23 protein-coding genes are annotated in these 24,771 nt (G+C 67.8%); 15 read left to right on the top strand and 8 right to left on the bottom strand.

What is annotated here, in order from left to right:
• Window positions 1-18: 18 nt before the first annotated feature.
• Window positions 19-1,497 carry a glycogen synthase GlgA gene (gene glgA, locus F788_RS0103065; RefSeq protein ID WP_019589211.1) on the bottom strand — a complete coding sequence of 493 codons (1,479 nt, stop codon included), beginning with the start codon at window positions 1,495-1,497 and terminating at the stop codon, window positions 19-21.
• A 123-nt stretch (window positions 1,498-1,620) separates the two neighbouring features.
• Here glgA and pgi point away from each other — a divergent pair, with 123 nt between their 5' ends.
• Window positions 1,621-3,282, top strand: a complete 1,662-nt coding sequence (gene pgi / locus F788_RS0103070) for a glucose-6-phosphate isomerase (protein WP_019589212.1) — start codon at window positions 1,621-1,623, stop codon at window positions 3,280-3,282.
• 31 nt (window positions 3,283-3,313) lie between these two features.
• On the opposite strand, the gene F788_RS0103075 is transcribed toward pgi, so the two are convergent.
• Window positions 3,314-4,192, bottom strand: coding sequence for a bifunctional nuclease family protein (locus F788_RS0103075; RefSeq protein ID WP_019589213.1), 879 nt, complete (start codon window positions 4,190-4,192; stop codon window positions 3,314-3,316).
• A gap of 157 nt (window positions 4,193-4,349) precedes the next feature.
• Here F788_RS0103075 and F788_RS0103080 point away from each other — a divergent pair, with 157 nt between their 5' ends.
• Together F788_RS0103080 and F788_RS0103085 are read left to right on the top strand one after the other, a co-directional pair.
• Window positions 4,350-4,958, top strand: a complete 609-nt coding sequence (locus F788_RS0103080) for a DUF938 domain-containing protein (RefSeq protein WP_019589214.1) — start codon at window positions 4,350-4,352, stop codon at window positions 4,956-4,958.
• A gap of 243 nt (window positions 4,959-5,201) precedes the next feature.
• Entirely contained in the window at window positions 5,202-5,828 is a 627-nt protein-coding gene (locus tag F788_RS0103085) for a peroxiredoxin (RefSeq protein ID WP_019589215.1), read from the top strand.
• Window positions 5,829-5,942: 114 nt separating this feature from the next.
• Here F788_RS0103085 and F788_RS0103090 read toward each other — a convergent pair whose 3' ends face one another.
• Complete coding sequence (locus F788_RS0103090) at window positions 5,943-6,782, bottom strand: SDR family oxidoreductase (RefSeq protein WP_019589216.1); 840 nt, start codon at window positions 6,780-6,782, stop codon at window positions 5,943-5,945.
• A gap of 95 nt (window positions 6,783-6,877) precedes the next feature.
• Between F788_RS0103090 and F788_RS0103095 the strand changes: the two genes are divergently transcribed.
• Together F788_RS0103095 and F788_RS0103100 are read left to right on the top strand one after the other, a co-directional pair.
• On the top strand, window positions 6,878-7,291 hold the full coding sequence (locus tag F788_RS0103095; RefSeq protein ID WP_019589217.1) for a YchJ family protein: 414 nt from the start codon (window positions 6,878-6,880) through the stop codon (window positions 7,289-7,291).
• The gene (locus F788_RS0103100) at window positions 7,288-7,935 is read left to right on the top strand and encodes a DNA-J related domain-containing protein (protein WP_019589218.1); all 648 of its coding nucleotides are present in this window, start codon (window positions 7,288-7,290) and stop codon (window positions 7,933-7,935) included. The genes F788_RS0103095 and F788_RS0103100 overlap by 4 nt, the downstream gene beginning before the upstream one ends.
• A gap of 10 nt (window positions 7,936-7,945) precedes the next feature.
• Here F788_RS0103100 and F788_RS0103105 read toward each other — a convergent pair whose 3' ends face one another.
• Complete coding sequence (locus F788_RS0103105; protein ID WP_019589219.1) at window positions 7,946-8,737, bottom strand: ferredoxin--NADP reductase; 792 nt, start codon at window positions 8,735-8,737, stop codon at window positions 7,946-7,948.
• Window positions 8,738-8,957: 220 nt separating this feature from the next.
• Here F788_RS0103105 and clpB point away from each other — a divergent pair, with 220 nt between their 5' ends.
• Window positions 8,958-11,540: an ATP-dependent chaperone ClpB gene (gene clpB, locus F788_RS0103110; RefSeq protein WP_019589220.1), complete on the top strand. Its 2,583-nt coding sequence runs from the start codon at window positions 8,958-8,960 to the stop codon at window positions 11,538-11,540.
• A gap of 207 nt (window positions 11,541-11,747) precedes the next feature.
• On the opposite strand, the gene F788_RS0103115 is transcribed toward clpB, so the two are convergent.
• The 3 genes from F788_RS0103115 to gdhA all read right to left on the bottom strand — a co-directional run bounded on the left by F788_RS0103115 (window position 11,748) and on the right by gdhA (window position 14,295).
• Window positions 11,748-12,266 carry a hypothetical protein gene (locus tag F788_RS0103115; protein WP_231372012.1) on the bottom strand — a complete coding sequence of 173 codons (519 nt, stop codon included), beginning with the start codon at window positions 12,264-12,266 and terminating at the stop codon, window positions 11,748-11,750.
• Window positions 12,267-12,268: 2 nt separating this feature from the next.
• Window positions 12,269-12,589, bottom strand: coding sequence for a hypothetical protein (locus tag F788_RS0103120; RefSeq protein ID WP_019021337.1), 321 nt, complete (start codon window positions 12,587-12,589; stop codon window positions 12,269-12,271).
• A 356-nt stretch (window positions 12,590-12,945) separates the two neighbouring features.
• Window positions 12,946-14,295 carry an NADP-specific glutamate dehydrogenase gene (gene gdhA, locus F788_RS0103125; RefSeq protein WP_019589221.1) on the bottom strand — a complete coding sequence of 450 codons (1,350 nt, stop codon included), beginning with the start codon at window positions 14,293-14,295 and terminating at the stop codon, window positions 12,946-12,948.
• Window positions 14,296-14,484: 189 nt separating this feature from the next.
• Here gdhA and F788_RS0103130 point away from each other — a divergent pair, with 189 nt between their 5' ends.
• From F788_RS0103130 to F788_RS0103145, 4 genes are all read left to right on the top strand, one after another.
• Window positions 14,485-15,834: an alpha/beta fold hydrolase gene (locus F788_RS0103130; RefSeq protein ID WP_019589222.1), complete on the top strand. Its 1,350-nt coding sequence runs from the start codon at window positions 14,485-14,487 to the stop codon at window positions 15,832-15,834.
• A 64-nt stretch (window positions 15,835-15,898) separates the two neighbouring features.
• Window positions 15,899-17,071 carry a putative zinc-binding metallopeptidase gene (locus F788_RS0103135; protein WP_019589223.1) on the top strand — a complete coding sequence of 391 codons (1,173 nt, stop codon included), beginning with the start codon at window positions 15,899-15,901 and terminating at the stop codon, window positions 17,069-17,071.
• Between the two features lie 34 nt (window positions 17,072-17,105).
• Complete coding sequence (locus tag F788_RS0103140; protein ID WP_019589224.1) at window positions 17,106-18,776, top strand: BCCT family transporter; 1,671 nt, start codon at window positions 17,106-17,108, stop codon at window positions 18,774-18,776.
• Between the two features lie 107 nt (window positions 18,777-18,883).
• Entirely contained in the window at window positions 18,884-19,174 is a 291-nt protein-coding gene (locus tag F788_RS0103145; RefSeq protein WP_018871131.1) for a hypothetical protein, read from the top strand.
• A 36-nt stretch (window positions 19,175-19,210) separates the two neighbouring features.
• Here F788_RS0103145 and F788_RS0103150 read toward each other — a convergent pair whose 3' ends face one another.
• The gene (locus F788_RS0103150) at window positions 19,211-19,783 is read right to left on the bottom strand and encodes a hypothetical protein (RefSeq protein ID WP_019589225.1); all 573 of its coding nucleotides are present in this window, start codon (window positions 19,781-19,783) and stop codon (window positions 19,211-19,213) included.
• A gap of 145 nt (window positions 19,784-19,928) precedes the next feature.
• Here F788_RS0103150 and F788_RS0103155 point away from each other — a divergent pair, with 145 nt between their 5' ends.
• Genes F788_RS0103155 through rng form a run of 5 tightly spaced genes read left to right on the top strand, consistent with a single transcriptional unit; the run spans window position 19,929 to window position 24,763 of the window.
• Window positions 19,929-20,837 carry a LysR family transcriptional regulator gene (locus tag F788_RS0103155; RefSeq protein WP_019589226.1) on the top strand — a complete coding sequence of 303 codons (909 nt, stop codon included), beginning with the start codon at window positions 19,929-19,931 and terminating at the stop codon, window positions 20,835-20,837.
• A gap of 12 nt (window positions 20,838-20,849) precedes the next feature.
• Entirely contained in the window at window positions 20,850-21,596 is a 747-nt protein-coding gene (locus F788_RS0103160; protein WP_019589227.1) for a type 1 glutamine amidotransferase, read from the top strand.
• A complete protein-coding gene (locus F788_RS0103165) occupies window positions 21,593-22,117 on the top strand; it encodes a hypothetical protein (RefSeq protein ID WP_019589228.1) in 525 nt (174 codons plus the stop codon). The genes F788_RS0103160 and F788_RS0103165 overlap by 4 nt, the downstream gene beginning before the upstream one ends.
• On the top strand, window positions 22,114-23,247 hold the full coding sequence (locus tag F788_RS0103170; protein ID WP_019589229.1) for an AI-2E family transporter: 1,134 nt from the start codon (window positions 22,114-22,116) through the stop codon (window positions 23,245-23,247). Before F788_RS0103165 ends, F788_RS0103170 begins: the two co-directional genes overlap by 4 nt.
• Before the next feature lie 46 nt (window positions 23,248-23,293).
• On the top strand, window positions 23,294-24,763 hold the full coding sequence (gene rng, locus F788_RS0103175) for a ribonuclease G (RefSeq protein ID WP_026332688.1): 1,470 nt from the start codon (window positions 23,294-23,296) through the stop codon (window positions 24,761-24,763).
• The last annotated feature ends 8 nt before the right edge of the window (window positions 24,764-24,771 follow it).

Here is a 24,771-nt window from a genome sequence, read left to right on the forward strand (position 1 = left end):
GGCGGCGAAAGCCGGCGATTATAGCGCAGATGCGCCCGCGCGCGCCCGGGGGCGGTGTGCGCGATAGAGTTCGAGATAGGCCCCGGCCGCGACCTGCCAGTCGAAGTTCTGCTGCATCCCGGTGCGCATCAGCTGTTCCCAGCGGCCGTCGGCGCGGGCGTGGTAAAGCGCCAGGGCCCGCTCCAGGGCGTCGCCGAGCGCCGGGATGCTGTCCGGGGTGAAGGTGAAACCGGTGGCGCGGTCGTCCTCCAGGGCTTCGGGGGTGGCGTCGACCACGGTATCGGCCAGGCCACCGGTGGCATGTACCACCGGCGGGGTGCCATAACGCAGGCTGTAGAGCTGATTGAGCCCGCAGGGCTCGAAGCGCGACGGCATCGCGAACAGGTCGGCACCGGCCTCGATCTGATGGGCCAGCGGTTCGTCGTAGCCGATGTGGACACCCACCCGCCCCGGGTGGGCCCGCGACAGGGCGCCCGCGGCGTGCTCCAGATCGGTCTGCCCGGAGCCGACCAGCGCCAGCTGAATGCGCCCGGCCTCGGCCAGCGGGGCGGCCACCGCCAGCAGCAGGTCCATGCCCTTCTGCTCGACCATGCGCCCGACGTGACCCAGCAGCGGGATGTCCGGGTCTTCGGCCAGTCCCAGGCGACGCTGCAGGGCGGCCTTGCAGGTGGCCTTGCCGGAGAGGTCGTCGGGCCCGTAGGCGGCGGCGATGTGCGGGTCGTGGGCGGGGTCCCAGGCGCGGTAGTCGACGCCGTTGAGGATGCCGTGGAACACGTTGGCCCGCGCGCGCAGCACGCCGTCCAGGCCCATGCCGTGTTCCGGTTGTTGGATCTCGCGGGCATAGGTGGGCGAGACGGTGGTGATGGCGTCGCTGAACATCAGCCCGGCCTTCATGAAGGACAGCTGCTGGTGGAACTCGACGCCGTCCGGGTGCCAGAGCTCGGCGGGCAGCCCCAGCGCGGTCGCGGTTTCGGCAGGGAACAGGCCCTGGTAGGCCAGGTTGTGGATGGTGAACACCGACGCCGGTGCATCCCGCGTGCCGCAGGCCTCGCGCAGGTAGATCGGCAGCAGGCCGCATTGCCAGTCATTGCCGTGGACGATCTCCGGGGTCCAGTTCAGCCCGGCGTCATCCGCGGCCACTCGGGCCACCGCACGGGCGAAGCCGGCGAAGCGCTGCGCGTTGTCCGGCCAGTCCTGGTCGTTGGAGGCGGTGTACGGGTTGCCGGCGCGCTGGAAATATTCCGGCCAGTCGACCAGGTAGACCGGCATGCGCGTGCCCGGTAGATGGCCCTCGATCAGCTGCCACGGAGCGTCTTCCGGTCCCGGGTGGGTGACCGGCCGGCGCAGGCGCTGCACCGCCTCGGGGTAGGCCGGCAGGATCAGGCGCGCGTCCTGTCGCCGGCGCCGCAGGGCGACAGGCAGGCTGGCGCTGACATCGGCGAGACCGCCGGTCTTGACCAGACCGTAGACCTCGCTGGTGGCAAAGAGGATGCGCATGACGGCTTCTCCGTGACGGGGCGTCCAGTGTAACGCAGTCGCAGGCGGTTCACGGCCGCGCAGGCTGACGGGCGCCGGGTCGCGGATTATGCTGGACCCGTATCCACGACGCGAGTTAAGTGCATGAACCGTTCCGATCGAATCGCCGCGCGCGAAGCCCTGCAGAAGGAAGCCCGGCGCCTGGAGCCGGAGCATTTGCGCGAGCTGCTGGCGCGCGAGCCGGAACGGGTGGAGCGCGATGTCCGCGAGGTGGCCGGCCTGCGCCTGGACTGGACGCGCCAGCGGCTCGATGCCGATGCCTGGGAGGCGCTGTTCGCGGCGGCGCGGGCCGCCGATATCCCTTCGGCGCTGGGGCGGCTGTTCGGCGGCGAGCGGGTGAACGTGACCGAGGGGCGGGCCGCGTTGCACACCGCGTTGCGCCTGCCCCGCGAGGCTCGCTGCGAGCTGGACGGCGAAGACGTGGTGCCGGCAGTGCATGCGGTCCTGGACCGGGTGGAGGCCTTCGTGCGGGAGGTGCAGGACGGGACCCACCGGGGGTTCACCGGGCGGGCGATCGACACGGTGGTAAACATCGGGATCGGCGGCTCCGATCTGGGGCCGCGGATGGTTTGCCGGGCGCTGGCGGATCATGCCCCCACGACCGCCGGGGGGAGTCCGCCGGAGATGCACTTCGTTTCCAACATCGACGGCGAGGCCCTGTGGCAGGTGCTGCGTCAGGTGGATCCGGAGACGACTCTGTTCGTGGTGGCCTCCAAGACCTTCACCACCCAGGAAACCCTGACCAATGCCCGGGCCGCGCGGGACTGGCTGGTGCGCCATGCCGGTGGTGACGAGTCCGCGGTCGCGGCCCATTTCGTGGCGGTGTCCACCGCGCGCGAGCGGGTTGCCGAATTCGGGATCGCCCCCGAGCGCATGTTCGGTTTCTGGGACTGGGTCGGCGGTCGCTATTCGGTGTGGTCGGCGATTGGCCTGCCGGTGGCGCTGATGCTGGGCATGGACGGTTTCCGCCGGTTCCTGGCCGGGGCCCATGCGATGGACGAACACGTGCGCACCGCGACGCTGGAGGACAACGCGGCGGTGCGCATGGCGCTGGTGGACCTGTGGAATCAGGATACCCAGGGTGCGGAGTCGCGCGCGGTGCTGCCCTACGACGAGCGGCTGTACTTCATGCCGCCGTATCTGCAGCAGGCGGAGATGGAAAGCCTGGGCAAGCGGGTGCGGCTGGACGGCACGCCGGTGGAGGGGGATACCGGGGCGCTGGTCTGGGGCGCGGTGGGCACCGACGGGCAGCATGCGTTCTATCAGCTGCTGCATCAGGGTACGCGGCGGGTGCCGGCGGAATTCATCGGCGTTGCGCGCGCCGAACACGACCTGCCGCAACAGCACCCGATGCTGCTGGCCAATCTGGTGGCCCAGGCCGAGGCGCTCGCCCTGGGGCGCAGCGAGGACGAGGCCCGGGCGGAGATGGCCGCCGCCGGTCGCGATGCGGCCGAGATCGAGGCGCTGGCGCCGCATCGCAGTTTCCCCGGGGACCGTCCGAGCACGCTGATCCTGCTGGAAGACCTGGATCCGGAGCGCCTGGGGGCGCTGATCGCCCTGTTCGAGCACAAGATCTACGTGCTTGCGAGCCTGTGGGAGATCAACGCCTTCGATCAGTGGGGCGTGGAGCTGGGCAAGCAGCTGGCCGGCCGGGTGCTGGCGGATCTGGACCCGGCCGGCGAGCCGGGTCCGCACGACCCGGCAACCATGGCCAGCATCGACTGGCTGCGCCGGCACATTTGCTGAAGCGCCCGCGGAGGGACCCGGCGGCGCGCGTTCAGGCCTGAATCGCGTCTTCGTCGTCCGGCAGCACCGGGACGTCGGTGGGCAGCGTGATGGTGCGGGTCTCGCCGTCCAGCCAGAAGCGCAATTCGGCTTCTTCGTCGTCCGGGGTGGTTCCCACGGCCTCGAGGAAGTCGATCGGGGTTTCCGGGCTGCGTCCGTTGACCTCCAGGATCAGCGCGCCCTGCTCCAGGCCGGCCTCGGCGGCGGCTCCCTCGGCGCGGCTGACGAGGACGCCGGGCTCGTCCGGCAGGCCCAGGGCCTCGCGCAGATCCGCACGGGCCTCGATCACGGTGATGCCCAGCGCGGTGACGATCTCGTCGTCACCGGGGGGCTGGAAATCGAAGGGGACGTCGGCCTCGAGGATTTCCGGTGCCACCGCGATGGGCGCGCCGGTGCGCACTGCCAGCGCGAGGGCGTCGCTGGGCCGGGCATCGATCCGCCGCGGTGCCCCCTCGCCGGGGACACGCAGCTCCAGCGTGCCAAGATAGGTGCCGTCTTCCAGCCCGTCCACGATGACCCGTTCCAGCTCCGCGTCGAGTTCGCGCAGCAGGTCGACCATCAGGTCGTGGGTCATGGGCCGCGGTACGTCGACATCCTGCATGGCCAGGAGGATGGCGCGGGCCTGGTCGGTGCCGATGACGATGGGCACGACCTCGGCGGATTCGGGGTCGCGCAGCAGGGCAATGGGCAGGCCGCTGTGCGAGTCCACCCCCACGGTGGCCAGCTCCACCGGCAGGAGGGTGTCCGGGTCGCTGGCCGGCTCGCGTGCGTCGGCGTGGGAGGTGGCGGCCACGGCGCCGAGGAGCAGCCCCAGGGCGGTGGCCCATGCAAAGATCCGGGAGCGGGCGGGACGATGCGGGTAGCGGGACATGGGGGCTCTCCGTAAAAGGGACCTGAATACGGATCATGGCAGTCCCGCACCTGCGGGGTCCATCGCGGACCCGCTGAACGTGCGGTCTTGCACCTGGTCGCTTCGGGCGTCGCTTATGCTGGGCCGGAATCCGCACACTGCAGATCCGGAGAATCCCATGGAAGTGCCTCAGCGCCCGTATGCACCGGCGGCCGAACAGAACCGCGAGCCGATCCTGGAGGTTCTGGAACGGTGGTTCGTCCGTCCGGGTGCCCTGCTGGAGCTGGGGGCGGGGACCGGGCAGCATGCGGCTTTCATGGCGCCGCGCCTGGGACATCTGCAGTGGCTGCCCACGGATGTCGTCGAACACCTGCCGGGGATCGAGGCGTGGCGGCGCGAGGCGGCGGCGCCCAACCTGCAGCCGCCGCGCGCCCTCGACGTCGCCGCTGATCCCTGGCCGGACGGTCCGTTTCGTTACGTCTACAGCGCGAACACCGTCCACATCCTGCACTGGCCGGGGGTGGAGGCGCTGTTCGCCGGGGTCGCCGGGGTCCTGGAACCGGACGGGCTGTTTGCGCTGTACGGGCCGTTCGCGCACGACGGGGAGCACACGGCCGAATCCAACGCGCGCTTCGACCGTTCTTTGCGCCAGCAGGACCCGGGGATGGGGGTGCGCGATCGCGCCGACCTGGACGCGCTGGCGAGCGCCTGCGGCCTGACCCGGGAGGCGGTGGTGGACATGCCGGCGAACAACCAGATCCTGATCTGGCGGCGGGATACGGTCTGAGCCGTACGGTTTGTGGACCGGGTCACTGTCCGGCGGGAACTTCGGGCGAGGTGGAGACACCAATGATTTACCATGAAACAGCCATGGAAATGGATCCAGGGCCACTCATAGGATAAGGCGATCGGTGTGATTGATATAATAGAATTCACATCATAAGAATTCGCCGATATAGTGATGCACATGATCGATAACGATCATCTGCCATCAACCCAATGAACGGAAACAAGCAAAGGAGATAGCGATATGACGCTTCGTCTGGGCGATACCGCACCGAACTTCCAGGTCGACACCACCACCGGCAAGATCGACTTCCACGAGTGGATCGGCGATTCCTGGTGCTTCTTCTTCAGCCACCCGGCCGACTTCACCCCGGTGTGCACCACCGAGATGGGTCGCACCGCGCAGCTCGCGAAGCAGTTCGCGGACCGCAACGTGAAGCCGCTGGGTCTGTCCACCGATACGGTGGAAGAGCACAACAAGTGGATCGAGGACGTGAATGACACGCAGAACACGACCCTCGAATTCCCGATCGTCGCCGACGCCGACAAGAAGATCTCGGAACTCTACGAGATGATCCACCCCGGCGAGAGTGACACCGCGGCGGTGCGTTCGGTCTACATCATCGATCCGAACAAGAAGATCCGTCTGATGATGACCTACCCGATGTCGCTGGGCCGCAACTTCGACGAGATCCTGCGCGCCATCGACGGCCTGCAGACCGCCGACAAGCACGGCATCGCGACGCCGGCCGACTGGACCCCGGGTGACCAGGTGATCATCCCGCCGACGGTCAGCAACGAAGAAGCGCAGAAGAAGTTCCCGCAGGGCTTCGACGAGATCCGCTCGTACCTGCGCTACACCAAGGTCTGAACCTCCGGGTTCCGACCACCGGTCCCGGGGTTCTGCCTCCCCGGGCCGGGTCTCTCCGGGCCCCTCCGGTTCTGCCGGGCGGGGCCTTTTTCGTGTGTGCGGCGGGCGTATGCTTCAGGGCAGCAGCGGGGCGAAGCCGGCCCGGTAGTCGGGATAGCGGAAGCGGTAGCCGGAGTCCTGCAGGCGCCGGCTGTCGCAGCGCCGGCCGCGGGCCCCGTCGCGGGCATCCACGCGGTGGACCGCCGCATCTGCCGGCAGGGTACCCAGGCGCGCGGCGAGCCAGTGCAGCACTTCGCTTTTCAGGGCCGGTTCGGTATCCACGCCGAGATAGACCGGATCGGGATCGGCCAGCGTGAACAGGTGGTGCAGGATGCCGACCGCATCATCGCGGTGGATGCGGTTGGTCCACGTCGGCGGTTCGTCATCGCCCAGCTGGCCGGCGCGCGCCAGATCCAGCATGCGTTCGCGCCCCGGTCCGTAGATCCCGCCCAGGCGCAGGCGGATGCCACGGTACGGCGAGGCCTCCAGCAGGCGTTCGGCCTCCAGCAGGCGGCGTCCGGAGAAGCGTTGTGGCAGGGCGGGGGTGTCTTCGTCGACCCGGCTGCCGTCATCGACGCCGTAGACGCCGGTGGACGACACGAAGATCACGCGTGCCGGCTGCAGGCCCTGGCGCTCCAGGGCGCCCAGCGCGTGCTGCAGGGCGTCGACATAGGCGCGCCGGTAGCCGGTGTCGTCCATCTGGTCGGGGGTGGTGATGAAATACACCGCCCGTGCCGTTCGCGGCAGCTCCGGCAGGCCGTCGGGATCGGAAAGGTCGCCTCGCAGCGGGTGGATCCATTCGGGCAGGTGTTCCGGGTGGCGGCGCAGGCCCCAGACCCGGTGCCCGGCGTCGTGCAGCCGACGGCCCAGCCCGGTGCCCAGGTCTCCGCAGCCGAGGATCAGGATATCGTCCATGCGGTTCACTCCGGTGTGGCTGGGGGTTACGCTACTCCCTGCACTGGCGTGGGGGGATTTCCCGCGTCCTGATCATTTTTTCTCGGGGGATCGAGATGGGGAGCCGCAAGCCGAAACCGGACAGCGTGAACTGCCCCTGCGGGTCCGGTCAGCCGCGTGAGCGGTGCTGCGGGCCGCGCATCGACGGCAGCGCCCCGGCGGAGACCGCCGAGGCGCTGATGCGTTCGCGGTACACCGCCTACACCGAGCACAACGAGGCCTACATCCTGGCGACCTGGGATCCGCAGACCCGCCCGGCCTCGCTGGAGCTGGACCCGGACCGGCGCTGGCTCGGGCTGAGTGTGCGCGGCAGCGAAGCCGGCGGCCCCGACGACACCGCCGGGAGGGTCGAATTCGTCGCCCGCGCGCGGCTGCACGGCCAGGGCATGCGGCTGCACGAACGCAGCCGGTTCCGGCGCATCGACGGTCACTGGTACTACATCGACGGCGATACGCCGGACGCCTCGTGAACCCCGTCGTCGATGCCGCCGCGGGTGCGCGTACCGGGGGCGATACCGAAGTCGATCCGGGACTGCTGGCGGCGGTGGAACAGGGCGTGCGCGCGCAGGCCGCGGGGCAGACCGAGCACGCGCTGATCGCCCGCCTGCGTGACGCCGGCGTGGTGCCTTTCGCCGGAGCCGACCTGCGCGAACCGCTGGGGCTGTTCCGTACTCATTTCCTGCTGTTTCACTGCCTCTATCGCCTGCGCGACCGGCTGGCGGCCGAGGGCGAATGGCTGCGCATCCATTGCCTGGATATCGGTATTCAGGCGCGGGCCATGGCCGGCGCGGGGGCTGCGGCAACCGCCGGCACGGTCTCCGCGGCCCCGGTGCGCGAGGACCCTTTGCGGGCCTATTACCTCGACCTGAGCACTCTGGATCACATGGATGCGGCCGCGGTGCAGGCCCTGCTGGACGGCTTCTGGCGGCGGATGGACGGCGGCGACCGCCGGGCGGCGGCGCTGGCGGTGCTGGAGCTGGCGGATCCGGTGGACGACGCGGAGATCCAGTCCCGCTACCGCCGCCTGGCCCAGCGCCACCACCCCGACCGGGGCGGCGACACGGCCACCCTGCAACGCCTCAACGAGGCGCGCTGGATCCTGCTGGGGGGCTGATGCGGGAGCGTCAGTCGTCGGCGTCGTCCATGGTGGTCACGAAGGCCTGCTCCACGGTGTAGGTGCCGGTCCCCTTGTAGCTGGTCTGCACCCAGCCGTGCTCCTCCAGCCACTGGCTCATCTCGCGGTTCATCGCCGGGTTGCCGCACAGCATTACGCGGTCCTGTTCCGGGTCCGCCGGCGGCAGATCCAGCGCCCGGAACAGCTCGCCGGAGCGGAACAGTTCGGCGCCGCGCTGGTTGTTGTCGAATGGCTGCTGCGCCACCGGACAGGCGAAGTCGTGATCCTCGCGGGTTACGGTGGGCATGTAACGGAAGCGATCGCTGATCTTTGCCTCCAGCTCCTCGCGATAGGCCAGTTCCTCCACGGTCCGGACACTGTGCACGAGGATGACCCGTTCGAAATGTTCGAACACCTCGTCGCCGCGGACCAGGGAGACGAACGGCGCGATGCCGGTGCCCGTGGCGAGCATGTACAGATGCCGCCCGGGCTGCACGTAATCCACCGTCAGCGAACCGGTGACCTTGTCGTTGATCCAGATCGAATCGCCGGGCTCGACATGGGCGAGGCGGCTGGTCAGGTCGCCGTCGGGCACGTGGATGCTGAGAAACTCGAGCTCCTCGCTGGACGGGTCGGACACGATCGAATAGGCGCGCGGAATCAGCTTGCCCTCGGGGCGCAGGCCGAGGGTGACGAACTGGCCGTTGCGGAATTCGAAGCCTTCCGGCCGCGTGGTGGTGAAGCTGAAGGTCTTGTCCGACCAGCGATGCAGGGACGTGATCTGCTGTTCCGAATAGGGCATGACGAGCGCTTATCTCCTAGTGTTGTACTCAACAATTTAACAGCCGCGGGGCCGGCCTGCCGAAAGCGCCGGTAAGGGCGGGGGCTTCCCGCGCGCCGCAGGTGGACCCGAGAACGCGCACGGAAACGGGAATTTGTGGCCGCGGACTTGAACCCGGGTATGCGTGGCCCCATGGTTCAGGTCAGTTGCCAATTTCGAAGCGAGGATCAATCCAATGCGAATGGATCGCCTGACGACCAAATTCCAGAGCGCGATCTCCGACGCCCAGTCGCTGGCGGTGGGCCGGGATCATCAGTTCATCGAACCCGCCCACCTGCTGCTGGCCATGCTGGATCAGGAGGGCGGCACCACCCGCCACGTGCTCGACCGTGCCGGGGTCAACGTGCGCCAGTTGCGGTCCGCGCTGGGCGAGGCGCTGGACCGCATGCCGAAGGTGGAGGGTGCCGCCGGCGACGTGCACGTGTCCAGCGACCTGGGGCGCATGCTCAACGTGTGTGACAAGCTCGCCCAGGAGCGCAAGGATCAGTACATCCCGAGCGAGCTGTTCCTGCTGGCCGCGATCGACGAGAAGGCCGGCGTGGGCGAGATGCTGCGCAATGCCGGGGCCAACAAGGACAGCCTCGAGGACGCGGTGGAGCAGATCCGCGGCGGGGCTCAGGTGGACGACCCCAACGCGGAGGAGAATCGGCAGGCGCTGGAGAAATACACCACCGACCTGACCGAACGCGCGGAGCAGGGCAAGCTGGATCCGGTCATCGGGCGTGACGAGGAAATCCGCCGCTCGGTGCAGGTGCTGCAGCGCCGCACCAAGAACAACCCGGTGCTGATCGGCGAGCCCGGGGTCGGCAAGACCGCGATCGTCGAGGGCCTGGCCCAGCGTATCGTCAACGGCGAGGTGCCCGAAGGGCTCAAGGACAAGCGCGTGCTGGCGCTGGACATGGGCTCGCTGCTGGCCGGGGCCAAGTACCGTGGCGATTTCGAGGAACGCCTGAAGTCGGTGCTCAACGAGATCTCGCAGGAAGAGGGTCGCGTGATCCTGTTCATCGACGAGATCCACACCCTGGTGGGTTCCGGCAAGGCCGAGGGCGCGATGGATGCCGGCAACATGCTCAAGCCGGCGCTGGCGCGTGGTGAACTGCACTGCATCGGCGCGACCACGCTCAACGAATACCGCGAGAACATCGAGAAGGACGCCGCGCTGGAGCGCCGCTTCCAGAAGGTGCTGGTGGACGAGCCGTCGCAGGAGGACACCATCGCCATCCTGCGCGGGCTGAAGGAGCGCTACGAGGTGCACCACGGGATCGAGATCACCGACCCGGCGATCGTCGCCGCGGCGCAGCTGTCGCAGCGCTACATCACCGACCGTCAGTTGCCCGACAAGGCGATCGATCTGATCGACGAGGCCAGCTCCCGCATCCGCATGGAGATTGACTCCAAGCCCGAGTCCATGGACCGCCTGGAACGCCGCCTGATCCAGCTGAAGATCGAGCGCGAGGCGCTGAAGAAGGAATCCGACGAGGCCTCGAAGAAGCGCCTGGGCACGCTGGAGGAAGAGGTCGGGCGCCTGGAGCGCGAGTACTCCGACCTCGAAGAGGTGTGGAAGTCCGAGAAGGCCTCGGTCTCCGGCGCCGCGCAGCTCAAGGAAGAACTGGAGCGTGCGCGCCAGGAGCTGGAGACCGCGCGCCGCGCCGGTGACCTGTCGCGCATGTCCGAGCTGCAGTACGGGAAGATCCCGGACCTGGAAAAGTCCCTGGCCATGGCCCACGAGATGGAGAGCCAGGAGACCCAGCTGCTGCGCAACAAGGTGACCGACGAGGAGGTCGCCGAGGTCGTCTCGCGCTGGACCGGGATCCCGGTGGCGAAGATGCTGGAGGGCGAGAAGGACAAGCTGCTGCGCATGGAAGAGGCCATCGGCGAGCGCGTGGTCGGCCAGAACGAGGCGGTGACCGCGGTGGCCAACGCCATCCGCCGTTCACGCGCCGGGCTGGCGGATCCCAACCGTCCGAACGGCTCGTTCCTGTTCCTCGGCCCCACCGGCGTCGGCAAGACCGAGCTGACCAAGTCGCTGGCCGGCTTCCTGTTCGACACCGAGGAGGCCATGGTGCGCATCGACATGTCGGAGTTCATGGAGAAGCACTCCGTGGCGCGGCTGATCGGGGCGCCCCCGGGCTATGTCGGTTACGAGGAGGGTGGCTATCTGACCGAGGCCGTGCGCCGCAAGCCGTACTCCGTGATCCTGCTGGACGAGGTCGAGAAGGCGCATCCGGACGTGTTCAACGTGCTGCTGCAGGTGCTGGATGACGGCCGCCTGACCGACGGTCACGGGCGTACCGTGGACTTCCGCAACACGGTGATCGTGATGACCTCCAACCTGGGCTCGCAGCAGATCCAGGAGATGGCCGGCGAGGACAACTACGATCGCATGAAGGGCGCGGTGATGGAGATCGTCGGGCAGCACTTCCGGCCCGAGTTCATCAACCGCGTGGACGACGTGGTGGTCTTCCACCCGCTGGAGCGCGAGCAGATCCGCGCGATCACCGACATCCAGCTGCGCTATCTGCGCGAACGCCTGGAGGAGCGCGAACTGGGGCTGGAGGTCTCCGACGCGGCGCTGGATCACCTCGGCGAGGCGGGCTTCGACCCGGTGTACGGGGCGCGGCCGCTGAAGCGGGCGATCCAGACCCAGCTGGAGAACCCGCTGGCGCAGCAGCTGCTGTCCGGCGAGTTCGTCTCCGGCGACACCATCCGCGTGGACATGGAGGGCAACCAGCTCCGCTTCACCAGGGACGCAGCCGTCGCCTGATCCGTCCGATGCATTTCCCCACCTCCAGGGCCCGCCCTGCGCGGGCTTTTTCTGGGAGGGGGCGGGGAAACGATAATTATTGTTTGCTGACCGGGGGCTGCTGCGTCCGCAACGGGTTGCACGTTCAGCAGTGGTGCCGAGTCAGGTATAAGGCGTGCTGGAGTGCCCTACCCCATGATGCAGTAATCCTCTTGCCTCGGAATTGCATCACTCTGCCAGCCCGGTCAGGGCGTGGCGCAGTTCCTGTTCTTCCATAAAATCGGTGTCGATCACGATGATGGCATGGTCGTCGATCACCGAGAAAACGAAGGTGCCATGATCGGCCGTGCGGAAGTAGTAGTGGAGATGGCCCGAGACCTCCCAAACGTCCGTTTCCGCGTCGGCGACGAATATCCGCCGGAAGGCGTCGATGGCCGAGTTTGCACAGCTATCTTCGGCCTGTGAATCCAGGGTCGACCGGAAGAAATCGGGATAACTACATGCCCCGGTTTCCAGGTTGCCCCCCCGGGAGAGGCTGATATAGTCCTTTCCGGACTTTTCGCTGTACTTGATGATCAGAACATTGTCCTTGCCCCCCGCTGACCCTATGGCAACAGGGTTCGGAGGAAGCAGGTATTGCTGTCCGGAGTATGACAGTGTCAGCTGGTCACCTGATGTCGCATTGGGGCTGGCCAGCATGAGGGTGAACGAAAGCGCAAGTGCGACCGAAGCAAGTCGTTTGCTCATGATCACAACCCCATCAGCGCCATATTGATTCTCGACTTGTACGCAACGGCGACCTGACTGCGGCAGGTCTCGTACTGGGACGTATCGCCAGAGGCAATTCGCTTGCCAATCTTCGCCAGCTGCTTGGCCGCATAACGGGGCCCCGCCTTGGTAGCGCCAGGGCGCGGAACCATGTCCATTGCCGCTGTGCAGGACTGAGCTTCCTGAAGCGCTTCCAAGGCAACCTTCGCGACATTCCGGGTTACAGCATGGGGCGCTGCGGTGTCTTCACCCCAGAAATAGTTGATCACCGTGGAGATCCGTTCCCGGTCGTCGTGGTTCATCGCCAATCTCCTTTTGGCTGTTGCTATGTTGTCAACCCTACGTTCGGTCCGAATCGGTTTCAAGCTTGCCTCACTCGCCCTGCAGGCCACCCTTTCCGTCAGAAGTGGTCACCGCAGGTCGCGGGCTTTCTGGTGAGCTGTGCCTCCCCCATGGAAGCGCTGAACCAGGCCGCCCCCGGGGGGTGCTCCTCCGGGACGCTTTGGCGTACCCCCGCTGCGCCTGCACAACGGCCGATGCCCGAGCAGAGGCAATCGGGCCCGGGCATCGGCTCGTTTGTGGTCAGTGCCACCTGCGCGGTGCTGATGTTCCTGCTGCTGGTCGTGGCCGGCATGCTGGAACTGTCGACCCCGGGACCTCAGATGTGGCCCATGGCCTCCATGGCGCGGGCGACCTTGACGAAGCCGGCGATGTTGGCGCCGACCGAGTAATTGCCCGGTGAGCCGTATTCTTCGGCCGTCTCGAAGCAGGTCTGGTGGATGTTCGCCATGATCTCCTGCAGGCGTGCTTCGGTGTGTTCGAAGGTCCAGGAGTCGCGGCTGGCGTTCTGCTGCATTTCCAGCGCGCTGGTGGCCACGCCGCCGGCGTTGGCGGCCTTGCCGGGACCGAACGCGATGCCCGCCTCGCGGAAGGTCTGAATGCCCTCCGGGGTCACCGGCATGTTGGCGCCTTCGGCGACCGCCATGCAGCCGTTTTCGACCAGTGCCTTCGCATCCTTGCCGGTCAGTTCGTTCTGCGTGGCGCAGGGCAGGGCGACCTCGCAGGGGATCTCCCAGATGCAGCCGTTTTCACGGTATTTCGCGCTCGGCTTGCGTTCGGCGTAGTCCGAGACCGGGCCGCGTTCACGCTCCTTGATCTGGCGCAGCAGGTCCAGATCCAGGCCGTCCTCGTCGAGGATCACGCCACGCGAGTCCGAACAGGCGATGACCTTCGCACCCAGCTGCTGCGCCTTCTGCGTGGCGAAGACCGCCACGTTGCCGGCACCCGAGATCACCACCCGCTTGCCTTCGAGGGAATCGTTGCGGGCCTTCAGCATCTCCTGGGTGAAGAACACCGCGCCGTAGCCGGTGGCCTCGGTGCGCGCACGGCTGCCGCCCCAGTCCAGACCCTTGCCGGTGAACACGCCCGATTCGAAGCGGTTGGTCAGGCGCTTGTACTGCCCGAACATGTAGCCGACCTCGCGCTGGCCGACGCCGATGTCGCCGGCGGGGACGTCGGTGTATTCGCCGAGGTAGCGATACATCTCGGTGATCAGGCTCTGGCAGAAGCGCATGATCTCGCCGTCGGAGCGGCCCTTGGGATCGAAGTCGCTGCCGCCCTTGCCGCCGCCGATCGGCAGCCCGGTAAGCGCATTCTTGAAGACCTGGGAGAAGCCGAGAAACTTGACGATCCCCAGATACACCGATGGATGGAAGCGGATGCCGCCCTTGTACGGCCCCAGCGCGCTGTTGAACTGCACGCGGAAGGCACGGTTGATCTGGAGTTCGCCGCGATCGTCCTGCCAGGGCACGCGGAAGATGATCTGGCGTTCCGGTTCGCAGACGCGCTGGATGATCTTCAGGTCGGCGAATTCCGGGTACTTGACCAGAACCGGGCCCAGGGTCTGCAGCACCCCGTGCACGGACTGGTGAAACTCCGTCTCGCCCGGGTTGCGGTGCAGGACTTCCTGATAGATCGGCTCGAGTTTCTCGTCGAGACTTCCGTTCATGAGTGTCTTCCTGTGTGAATCATGGGCGCGCATTAAGGCATAAGCTGCTACCCGGGACAATCCTGGCTGCTCTTTTGTGGTGCAGAATGCACATGGATGGTGCGGGCTGGACGGGCGGCGCGTGGCGCGGGAACATGCCCGGAATGGAAGCGTCGGGGCCCGCCGGAGGCCGGGCCGGAGGATGAAACCATGGATGAGCGGGCAGGGGTGCGTGACGTGTTCCGCCGGCTGATGTGGCGGCTTGCGTGGATGCCGGTGCTGCTGGCCGTGGCGGTGGCCGGGACCGGCTGCACCCTGCTGGAGGCGCGTGGTCAGTTTGCCGCGATGCAGGGCGCCTGCGTACTGGAGGGCCGCATCGCCGGGGCCGGAGAGCTTGGCAAGGATTCGGACGACGGGGCCTACGTGGTGCTGGCGGTGCGCGAGCGCGGTGAGGGGTTGCCGCCGGAGGTGGTGGATCACGTGCTCACCGGGTCCGGCGGGCAGTGGTTCTTTGCCCTCGAACCGGGCGTGTGGTCGGTGCTGGGCTACTGGCAGGATGGCCGCGATGCGGATGCCGTGCCGGGGGCCGCTCATGCCTGGGAACGCGGTGCAACGCTCGATTGCGGCGCGGGCGAGCGCTACCTGGACCAGCGCATTCGGGTCGACGACCCCGCGAGGCGAATCGACGGGGCGTTCGACGAGGGCGGCCTGACGTTCCCGGGCGCGGCGGCGGAACGGGCGGCACACGAGGATGATTCGCTGCCCAGCCTCGGGCGGGTTACGGCCTTCGGTCTTGTCACCACGCTGGCGGACCCGCGATTCGATCCGGCGATTGCCGCCGCCAGTCAGTGGCGACCGCTGGATTTCGTCCGCGATGGCTACGCCGGGGTGTATTTCCTCGATGGTCCCTACGACCCCGCGCGCGAGCCGGTGCTGTTCATCCACGGCATGAACGGTTCGCCCGTCTCTTTCGAGGCGCTGGTGGAGGATCTGGATACTCGCCGTTTCCAGCCCTGGGCATATTACTACCCGTCGGGTGTCCCGCTGGAAGCGGCCGCGGTGCACCTGGCCCAGGTGATGGAAGAGCTGGAGCTGCGCCACGACCTGGAGCGGTATCAGGTGGTGGCGCACAGCATGGGCGGCCTGGTGGCGCGCGGTTTCCTGCTGGAGCGCGAGCGCCGTGGCGCGCCTGCCCGGGTGCCGCGCCTGGTGACCCTGGCCACGCCCTGGGGTGGCCACCGGATGGCCGCGACCGGGGTCGCGCATGCGCCGGTCGTGGTGCCGGTCTGGCGGGACATGGCGCCGGGCAGCGAATTTCTGGAAGGCCTGTTCGCCGGATCGACCGGGATCCCGGCCGAGACCCATCTGCTGTTTGCGCATCGCCGGGACAGCGGGCGCAGCCGCGAGCTCACCGACGGTGTGGTGAGCCTCGAGAGCATGTTGCGGCCGGAGGCCCAGGCGGCGGCCGCGAGTCTCTACGGGGTGGATGCCACGCATGCGGGCATCCTCGAGCATCCACGAACCCTTGAGCGGGTGCGGACACTGCTCGAGGGGCCCTGACGCGGGGCGCCGGAGGGCGTACTCTGGAGCGGTACCGGCAGACCGGGAACGGCGGGGAAGATCCATGCAGTTGTTCGAGTGCGAGGCCTGTGGCCTTGCGGTTCATTTCGACAATACCCGCTGCACCCGCTGCGGCCACCGCCTGGGTTTTCTGCCCGACCGCATGCGGGTGGCGGCCCTGGCTCCGGTCGGGACGGGCACCGACCGGCAGGGCCGCGAGGTCGCGGGGGGATGGTGGCAGGTGGCCGGGGAGCCGGACGGCCCGCGCTATCGGCAGTGCCGGCATTATGCGGTGGACGGCATCTGTAACTGGATGGTGCCGGAGTCGGATCCGGATCCGTTCTGCCGCGCGTGCCGTCTGAACCGGACCATCCCCGACCTGAGGGTTCCCGGGAACCGGACGCTGTGGGCGCGTCTGGAGGCGGAGAAGCGGCGTCTGGTCTATGGCCTGCTGCGGCTCGGCCTGCCGGTGACGCCCAGGCGCGATGACCCCGCGGGCCTGGCATTCGATTTCCTGGCGTCCACCGCGCCGGCGTTTCAGGAGGGGGGTGGCGTGGTGACCGGGCATGCCGCCGGTCTCATCACCCTGGATATCGCCGAGGCCGATCCGGCGGTGCGCGAGCGCATGCGCGAGGCGATGGCCGAGCCCTATCGCACCATCCTCGGACATTTCCGCCACGAGAGCGGCCACCATTACTGGGAGCGCCTGGTGCGCGGCGGCCCGGCGCACGAGGATTTCCGCCGGGTGTTCGGCGACGAGCGTGCCGATTATGATGCCGCGCTGCGCCGGCATTATCGCGAGGGGCCGCCGGCCGACTGGCAGGAGCGCTTCGTCAGTGCCTATGCCAGTGCCCATCCGTGGGAGGACTGGGCGGAGACCTGGGCGCACTATCTGCACATCGTGGACACCCTGGACACCGCGCGGGCCTATGGCCTCGAGGTTGGCGCCGAGGGGCTGGCCGGCTCGGCGATGAGCCACGCGCCGGATTACGATCCCTATCATGCCCCGGACATCGATACCCTGATGGATCACTGGCTGCCGCTGACCAATGCCCTCAACAGCCTTAACCGCAGCATGGGGCACGGCCACATCTACCCGTTCACGCTGACCCCGGCCGCGATTGCGAAGCTGCGGTGGGTCCATGCGATCATTCGGGCCGCCCGCGACCGTGCGGGGCCGGGATGCGGGACCAGCCCGGCCGGCGAGTCGTTCACGCCCCGGCGGTCGTCCGCCTGACCCGCCCGCATCGGATCCGGAAACCAGGGGAACCATGTACAACGTTGCCACCCGCGGTCCGTTCAAGGGCCTGAACCCCCGTGTCGCCTTCGTCTCCATCGTTGCCGTGCTGATCATCGTGGCGCTGGCGATCTACCGCACCGATCAGGTGGATGCCGCGGTCAGCGGCGCACGCGATTTCCTCAGCCCCCTGCTGGAGTGGTATTACGTCGCCGCCATGGCCTTCTTCCTGGTCCTGGTGATCTGGCTGGGCATCGGCCGTTACAAGGACGTGCGCCTGGGACGGGACGACGAGGTCCCCGAGTTCACCACCCTGTCCTGGCTGGCAATGCTGTTCGCCGCGGGCATGGGGGTGGGCCTGCTGTTCTGGGCGGTGGCCGAGCCGCTGAGTCACTACGGCGGCAATCCGTTCGTGGCCGGCGACGGCGACCCGGCGGCGGCGGACATGTCCATGGTGCTGACCTATTTCCACTGGGGGCTCAACGCCTGGGCGGTGTTCGCGCTGCTGGCGCTGATGCTGGCGTATTTCGGTTTTCGCCGGGGCCAGCCGCTGGCCCTGCGTTCGGCCCTGCATCCGATGCTGGGCAAGTACGTGCACGGCTGGCCGGGCGACATCGTCGACCTGCTGGCCATTCTCGCGACGGTGTTCGGCATCGCCACCACCCTGGGCCTGGGCATCCAGCAGCTGGGGTCGGGGCTGGACCACCTGACCGGGATGGGCACCTCGGCGACCACCGAGGTGGTGATTACCGCGGTACTCACGGTGATTGCGGTGCTGTCGGTGGTGACCGGGCTGCAGTCCGGCGTGCAGCGGATCTCGCAGGCCAACATGTGGCTCAGCGCAGGGCTGCTCGCGCTGCTGTTGATCTGGGGGCCGACCCAGTACCTGCTGGCGCTGGTGGTGCAGTCCACCGGCTCCTATCTGCAGAACCTGATGGGGCTGTCGCTGTACACCCATGCCCACCATACCGACGGCTGGCATGCCGACTGGACGGTCTTCTACTGGGGCTGGTGGCTGGCCTGGGCGCCGTTCGTCGGGCTGTTCATCGCGCGCATCTCGCGCGGGCGCACCCTGCGCGAGTTCGTGATGGGCGTGCTGCTGGTGCCCACCCTGATCACCTTCGTGTGGCTGGGCCTGCTGGGCGGGACCGCACTGTACGCCGAGTCCGAGGGGATGGCCGGCATCGCCGCCGCGGTCAGCGAGGACATGACCCGCGCGACCTTCCTGACCATGGAGACCCTGGAGCCGGGGATGGTCGCGATCGGCGGCAGCCTGCTGGTCACGGTGCTGATCGCGACCTATCTGCTGACCTCCGCGAACGCCGGCATCGTGGTGATCAACACCCTGCTGGCGCACGGCTCCACCGAACATCGCACGGTGCACCTGGCGACCTGGGGTGGCGCCATGGGCCTGCTGACCGCGGTGCTGCTGCTGGCCGGCGGACTCGAGGTGCTGCAGAGCGCGGTCATCCTCGCGGCCCTTCCGTTCTCGCTGGTGATGCTGGTGATGATCGTCGGCCTGATCCGCGGGCTGGAGGAGGAGCGCTGGGCGCCGCGGCCGGGCGAGCACAACATCGTGCCCTCCGAGCCCTGGCAGGTGCCGCCCGACCGGGCCTACGAGGATTTCGACGTGGAGGACGACGCCCCGCTGGCGGAGGACTCGCCCGAACGCGATGACGAGGGCTGGCGGTCGCGCCAGGGCTGACCAAAGGCCCGCCGCTGCAAGGGCGGACTTTCCGTGCGCCCGGGCATGGCTTAGGGTGCCCGCCGCGAATCTTACGAAAACTTCAGAGCGCGAACGGAGACCGCTACATGAGCGACGAAACCCTGCAGCTGTCCGGTGAACTGATCCAGAAGGTCCAGGGCGTGCTGGCCGAGGCCGACCCGCGTGCCCAGCAGCCGCTGGTGGCCGTGCAGTATCTGAGTGCGATCACCGGCTTTCTGCTGGCGCAGATGCCCGAGTCGGTGGATGAACGCAAGGATTACCTCAAGCAGCTCGCCGCCTTCACCGAATCGGTGTTCGACGACGTGGAAGGCCAGAAGCAGCAGCAGCCCGCTGCGCCGCAGGAAGCCAGCGGCGTATGGCGCCCCGGCGACGACTGAGCCGGCGGTTGGCGACGGGGGCGCCGGGGCGGCCGGTCAGTCCTCGTCGTCCTGACGGCGCTGCCGCATCTGCCGCAGCATCGCCTCCTGTTCGTTGAAGCTGGGCATGCGGCGTTTCCCCCCGGCATCGCGATCGCGGTCGTTGGCACCGGCGGGGCCCGGCTGGCCCGGGCGTTCGCCTTCCTTGACCTCCTGATATTCCTGCAGCTCGCGCTGGGCGTCCTCGTCGGAGGTGTAGCGTCCGCGATAGTCCTGCGGCGGGCGGTTGCCCTTGCGCAGGAAGGCCCGCATCCGCAGTTCCTTGTTGTAGCGCGTCACGCGACGGTCGATCCACACCAGGTCAAAGGCCGCCAGCGCGGCGACCGGTGCCGCCGGGAGCAGCCACCAGAGTCCGGGTGCGAATACGGCGAGGGCGGCGGTGGCCGCGCTGCCGGCGATGAACGCCACCGCACCGACGGGTTCGTGGAGATAGAAACGGTGCCCGCCGACGGGGAACAGCAGCCACGCGGCATAGGCCGCCGGCCGCGAACGCATGGTACTGGCCAGCCGGGCGTTGACCGCCTGCAGCCCGCCACCTTCCAGATCGAGTTTCTTCCAAGCCTTGCTCATGGGGCGGAGTCTAGCCACCCGAGACGGCGGTGGCGATTGCGTGGGTCCGGCGCGGGGCCTTTGCGGGCCGCCCCGTCCGCATCTGCCGTGCCGGACAGGTGCTGGTAGCATGGCGTTTTTGCGCGCGAAGGGGTGAACGGGGCCGATGGCCGATCGACGCTTGCAGGTGTTTCTGACGGTGGCGCGGCAGCTGTCCTTTACCCGGGCGGCGGAGAGCCTGCACATGACCCAGCCGGCGGTGACCTTTCAGGTCCGCCAGCTGGAGGAGCAGCTGGACGCGCGGCTGTTCGATCGCAACCACAACCGGGTGGCCCTGACCGAAGCCGGGGAACTGGTGCGGCGTTACGCCGAGCGGATCTTCGATACCTACGGCGAGATGGAAGCCGCCCTGCGCGAGCTGAAGGGGGCCGCCGGGGCGCTGGTGATCGGCGCCAGCACCACGGTGGCCGAATACATGCTGCCGTCGCTGCTGGGGGCGTTCCGCCGTGCGCATCCGGAGATCGGCATCCGCCTGCGGGTGGGCAACACCGGCATGGTGGTGGGCATGGTCGAGGAAGGCAGCGTGGACCTGGGTATCGTCGAGGCGCCGGTGACCCATCGCAGTCTGGAGGTGCAGGCCTGTTTCAGTGACCGTCTGCAGCTGGTGGTACCGCCCGACCATCCGCTCGCCGGACGCGACAGTGTCGGGGTGGAGGCCTTCGTCGACGCCCCATTCATATGCCGTGAGGAGGGTTCCGGGACCCGCGAGGTCATCATGGAGTACCTTGGGCAGGCCGGGTACGACCGCAACGCCCTGCGCGGCTGCATGGAACTGGGCAGCCCCGAGGCCATCAAGGGGGCCGTGGCCGCCGGCATGGGGGTCTCGGTGCTGTCCGAGGCCGTGGTGGCCAAGGAACTGGCCCTGGGCGAACTGGCGGCGATCCCGCTCGACCCCGCGCTGGAACGGCCGATCTCGCTGGTCCACGCGCGACAGAAATTCCGGGTGCCGACGCTGGAGGTGCTCAAGCAGTTCCTGCAGGACTACTGCCGGCCCGGCCCCGACATGCCCAAATAAGGACAAAGTGCGATGAAGAACTACTGCGTAGTACAGCACACCTATTCCGAGTTCCTGGCCCTGATCGAGGCCCAGCTCGAAAAACGCGACATCGGATTCTCCTACTACCGTCCCTTCGTCGGGCAGGACCTGCCCGGGTCGGCGGCCCAGTTCGACGGCCTGTGGCTGCTGGGCGGTGCCTGGCCTACGGCGGATCGCGAGAACAACCCGCAGGTCCCGGACGAACTGTCCCTGATCGACATCTTCCGCCGCTCCCAGCGCCCGGTGGTCGGGCTGGGCATGGGCGGTTTGCTGGTGGCCGAGCAGGCCGGCGGTACGGCCCGCGAGGAGCCGCCCTACGTGGCGCGCTTCACTACCGCCCGCAAGACCGCGGCCGGCGAAGGTGACCCGGTGGCCGAGGCGATGGACGGCGAGCGCGTGCTGCAGCTGCACCACGGCTCGGTGGAGCTGCCCGAGGGGCTGGAGCCGATCATGGTGGATGACGATGGCGAGTGGCTGATGGTGCGGCCCGACGAGCTGACCTATGGCATGCTGTTCCGTCCGGAAGCCAAGCCGGGGATGCTGGAAGACATACTGATGGAGGCCGACCACAACCCGCCGCCGAACATGGGCGAACTGCTCGGTGAGGCGCGCATGGAATGGAACCAGATGCAGCAGGTCACCGACAAACTGCTCGTCGCCCTGGTCAAGCAGCTGTCGCTGATGCAGGAGCGGCGCAAGATGCCCGTGTTCAGCCTGCAGATCGAGGGTGATGGATGATCCCGCCGAAGGGCTCGACGGGCGCCGGCCTGCCCGGGGACCTCGGGCAGGTCCTGGCCGGCGGCCAGGCCGGGCGGCGGCGTGATGCGACCACCGAGGCAATCGCCGAGGTGGCCGCGCGCCTGTCCGAGGAGGATAGGGCGAGCCTGCTGAAGTTCGCGCGTTTTCTCGAAGCCCAGGGTGACGGTGCCGGTGATGGTGCCGGGGCGGGCGACGAGGGCGGTGACCCTGCGGCTGCCCCCGAACCCGTCGGCGTGCCGGAACCCGAGCCCATCCCGCGGCCGGAGGGCGAGTCGGTGATCAAGGCGATGCGCCGGCTGACCGCCACCTACTACATGCTGGATCGCGGCAAGCTGCTCAACGAGGCCTCGTCCTTGATGGCCCAGCACGTAATGCAGGGTCGCGAGGCCGACGAGGTCATCGACGAACTGGAAGAGGTATTCTGGTCGCACTATCAGGCCAGGGTGCAGGCCGAGGACCCGCATCGCGGCGGCAACGACAAGGACAGCCCGACGTCATGATCGACATGCTCCGCCAGTGGTACCGGCGGCACTTCACGGATCCGCAGGTGGTGATCCTGGCCATGCTGTTGCTGGTCGGGCTGCTGATCATCGTGTTCGCCGGGCGCATCCTGGCGCCGCTGCTGGCCAGCGTGATCATTGCCTACCTGCTGGAGGGAGCGGTATCCAAGCTGCAGCGTCTGCATGTGCCGCGCATCATCGCGGTGGTGCTGGTGCTGCTGGGCGCGTTGCTGGCGACCGTGGCCGCGCTGTTCAGCGTGGTGCCGCTGATGTCGCAGCAGGTGACCCAGCTGGTGCGCGAACTGCCGGGCATGATCTCCGAGGGGCAGAAACTGCTGCTGCAGCTGCCGGAGCGCTACCCCCAGCTGATCACCGACGAGCAGGTGTTCGAGCTGATGGGCGCGATCCGCGCCGAGGCCACCCAGCTGGGACAGCAGGTGGTGACGTTCTCGCTGGCCTCCGCGCGCCATCTGGTGGATGTGGTGATCTACCTGATCGTGGTCCCGCTGATGGTGTTCTTCATGCTCAAGGACCGCGACCAGATCCTCGGCTGGATCCGGGGGTTCATGCCGCGCGACACGCATCTGGCCAGCGAGGTCTGGGGCGAGGTGAACGTGAAGATCGCCAGCTACGTGCGCGGCAAGTTCATCGAGATCCTGATCGTCTGGGCGGTCAGCTTCGCCACCTTCCACTGGTTCGAGCTGGAATACGCGGTGCTGCTGTCGTTCATGGTCGGGATCTCCGTGATCATCCCCTATATCGGTGCCGCGGTGGTGACCATCCCGGTGGCCGCGGTGGCGTACTTCCAGTTCGGTTTCAGCTCCGAGTTCGCCTGGGTGCTGGTGGCCTACGGCGTGATCCAGTTCCTCGACGGCAACGTGCTGGTGCCGCTGCTGTTCTCCGAGGTGGTCAACCTGCATCCGGTGGCGATCATCGCCTCGGTGTTCATCTTTGGCGGTATCTGGGGCCTGTGGGGCGTGTTCTTCGCCATCCCGCTGGCGACTCTGGTGCACGCGGTGATCAAGTCCTGGCCCCGCAACCTGCCGTCCGGGCCACCACCGGACGAGAAATCCCGGCCGCAGGCCAGTGATACTCCGGGCGATGCGCCGCCCGCGCGCGACCCCGCCTGAGGCGGGGTCGCGTTCCCTGTTTTTTTACCCCGACCAAAGATCCCGCATGACCGGAACCGAACTGCTGATGAACGTCACGCCCCAGGAGAGCCGGGTGGCCCTGGTCGAGAACGGCGTGCTGACCGAGCTGCACATCGAGCGGGCGCGGCAGCGGGGCATCGTCGGCAACATCTACAAGGGCCGCGTGGTGCGCGTGCTGCCGGGCATGGACGCGGCGTTCGTCGAGATCGGGCGTGACCGCACCGCCTTCCTGCATGCCTCGGACGTGATCCCGCGCAACGCCGGCGAGGGCGAGGGCCGCGGCAACGAGGGGATCCGCGACCTGCTGCACGAGGGCCAGGAGCTGCTGGTGCAGGTGACCAAGGACCCCATGGGATCCAAGGGCGCGCGCCTGACCACCTACATCACGGTGCCGGCACGCCACCTGGTGCTAATGCCCAACCAGAACAACGTGGGGGTCAGTACGCGCATCGAGGACGATGCGGTGCGCGCCCGCCTGCGCGAACAGGTGGAGGCCCTGCGTGACGAGCTGGCCCCGCAGCACGGCTTCATCGTGCGCACCGCGGCGGAGCTGGCCGATTCCGAGGCGCTGCGCATCGACACCGCGTTCCTGAAGAAGATCTGGGACAGCCTGCAGGAGGCGGCCACCACCGCCCCGGCCGGGACCGAGGTGTATGCCGACCTGCCGCTGGTGCAGCGCATCCTGCGCGACATGGTCGGGGTGGATCTGGAACGCGTCCGCATCGACTCGCGCGAGACCTACCAGAAGATCGCGGATTTCTCCCGGCGCTACCTGCCGGAGCTGAGCGAGCGTATCGAGCACTACCCGGGCGAGCGGCCGATCTTCGACCTTTTCAACATCGACGAGGAGATCCAGCGCGCGCTGGAGCGCAAGGTCGAGCTCAAATCCGGCGGCTACCTGATCTTCGACCAGACCGAGGCGATGACCACGGTGGACATCAACACCGGCGGGTTCGTCGGCCACCGCAAGCTCGAGGAGACCATCTTCAAGACCAACCTCGAGGCGGCCCAGGCCATCGGTCGCCAGCTGCGCCTGCGCAATCTCGGCGGGATCATCATCATCGATTTCATCGACATGCAGGACGACGAGCACAAGCGCCAGGTGATCCGCGCACTGGAGAAGGCGCTGGAGCGCGACCACGTGAAGACCCAGATCTGCGACGTGTCGCCGCTCGGTCTGGTGGAAATGACCCGCAAGCGTACCCGCGACAGCCTCGAGCATCAGTTGTGTGAGCCCTGTCCCACCTGTGGCGGCCGGGGCTATCTCAAGACGGCCGAAACCGTGTGTTATGAACTGTTTCGCGAGATCCTCCGGGAAGTACGCCAGTACGATGCCCGCGAACTGCGGGTGCTGGCCTCGCAGAGCGTGATCGACCTGCTGCTGGACGAGGAGTCGGCGAGCCTGGCGGAGCTGCAGAGCTTCGTTGGCATCCCTATCCGTTTCCAGGTCGAAACCCTCTATACCCAGGAGCAGTTCGACGTGGTGTTTGTCTGAGGGAGGTC

Origin of the sequence: Thioalkalivibrio sp. ALE10, from assembly GCF_000381385.1 — a bacterium.
Taxonomy (GTDB): Bacteria; Pseudomonadota; Gammaproteobacteria; order Ectothiorhodospirales; family Ectothiorhodospiraceae; genus Thioalkalivibrio.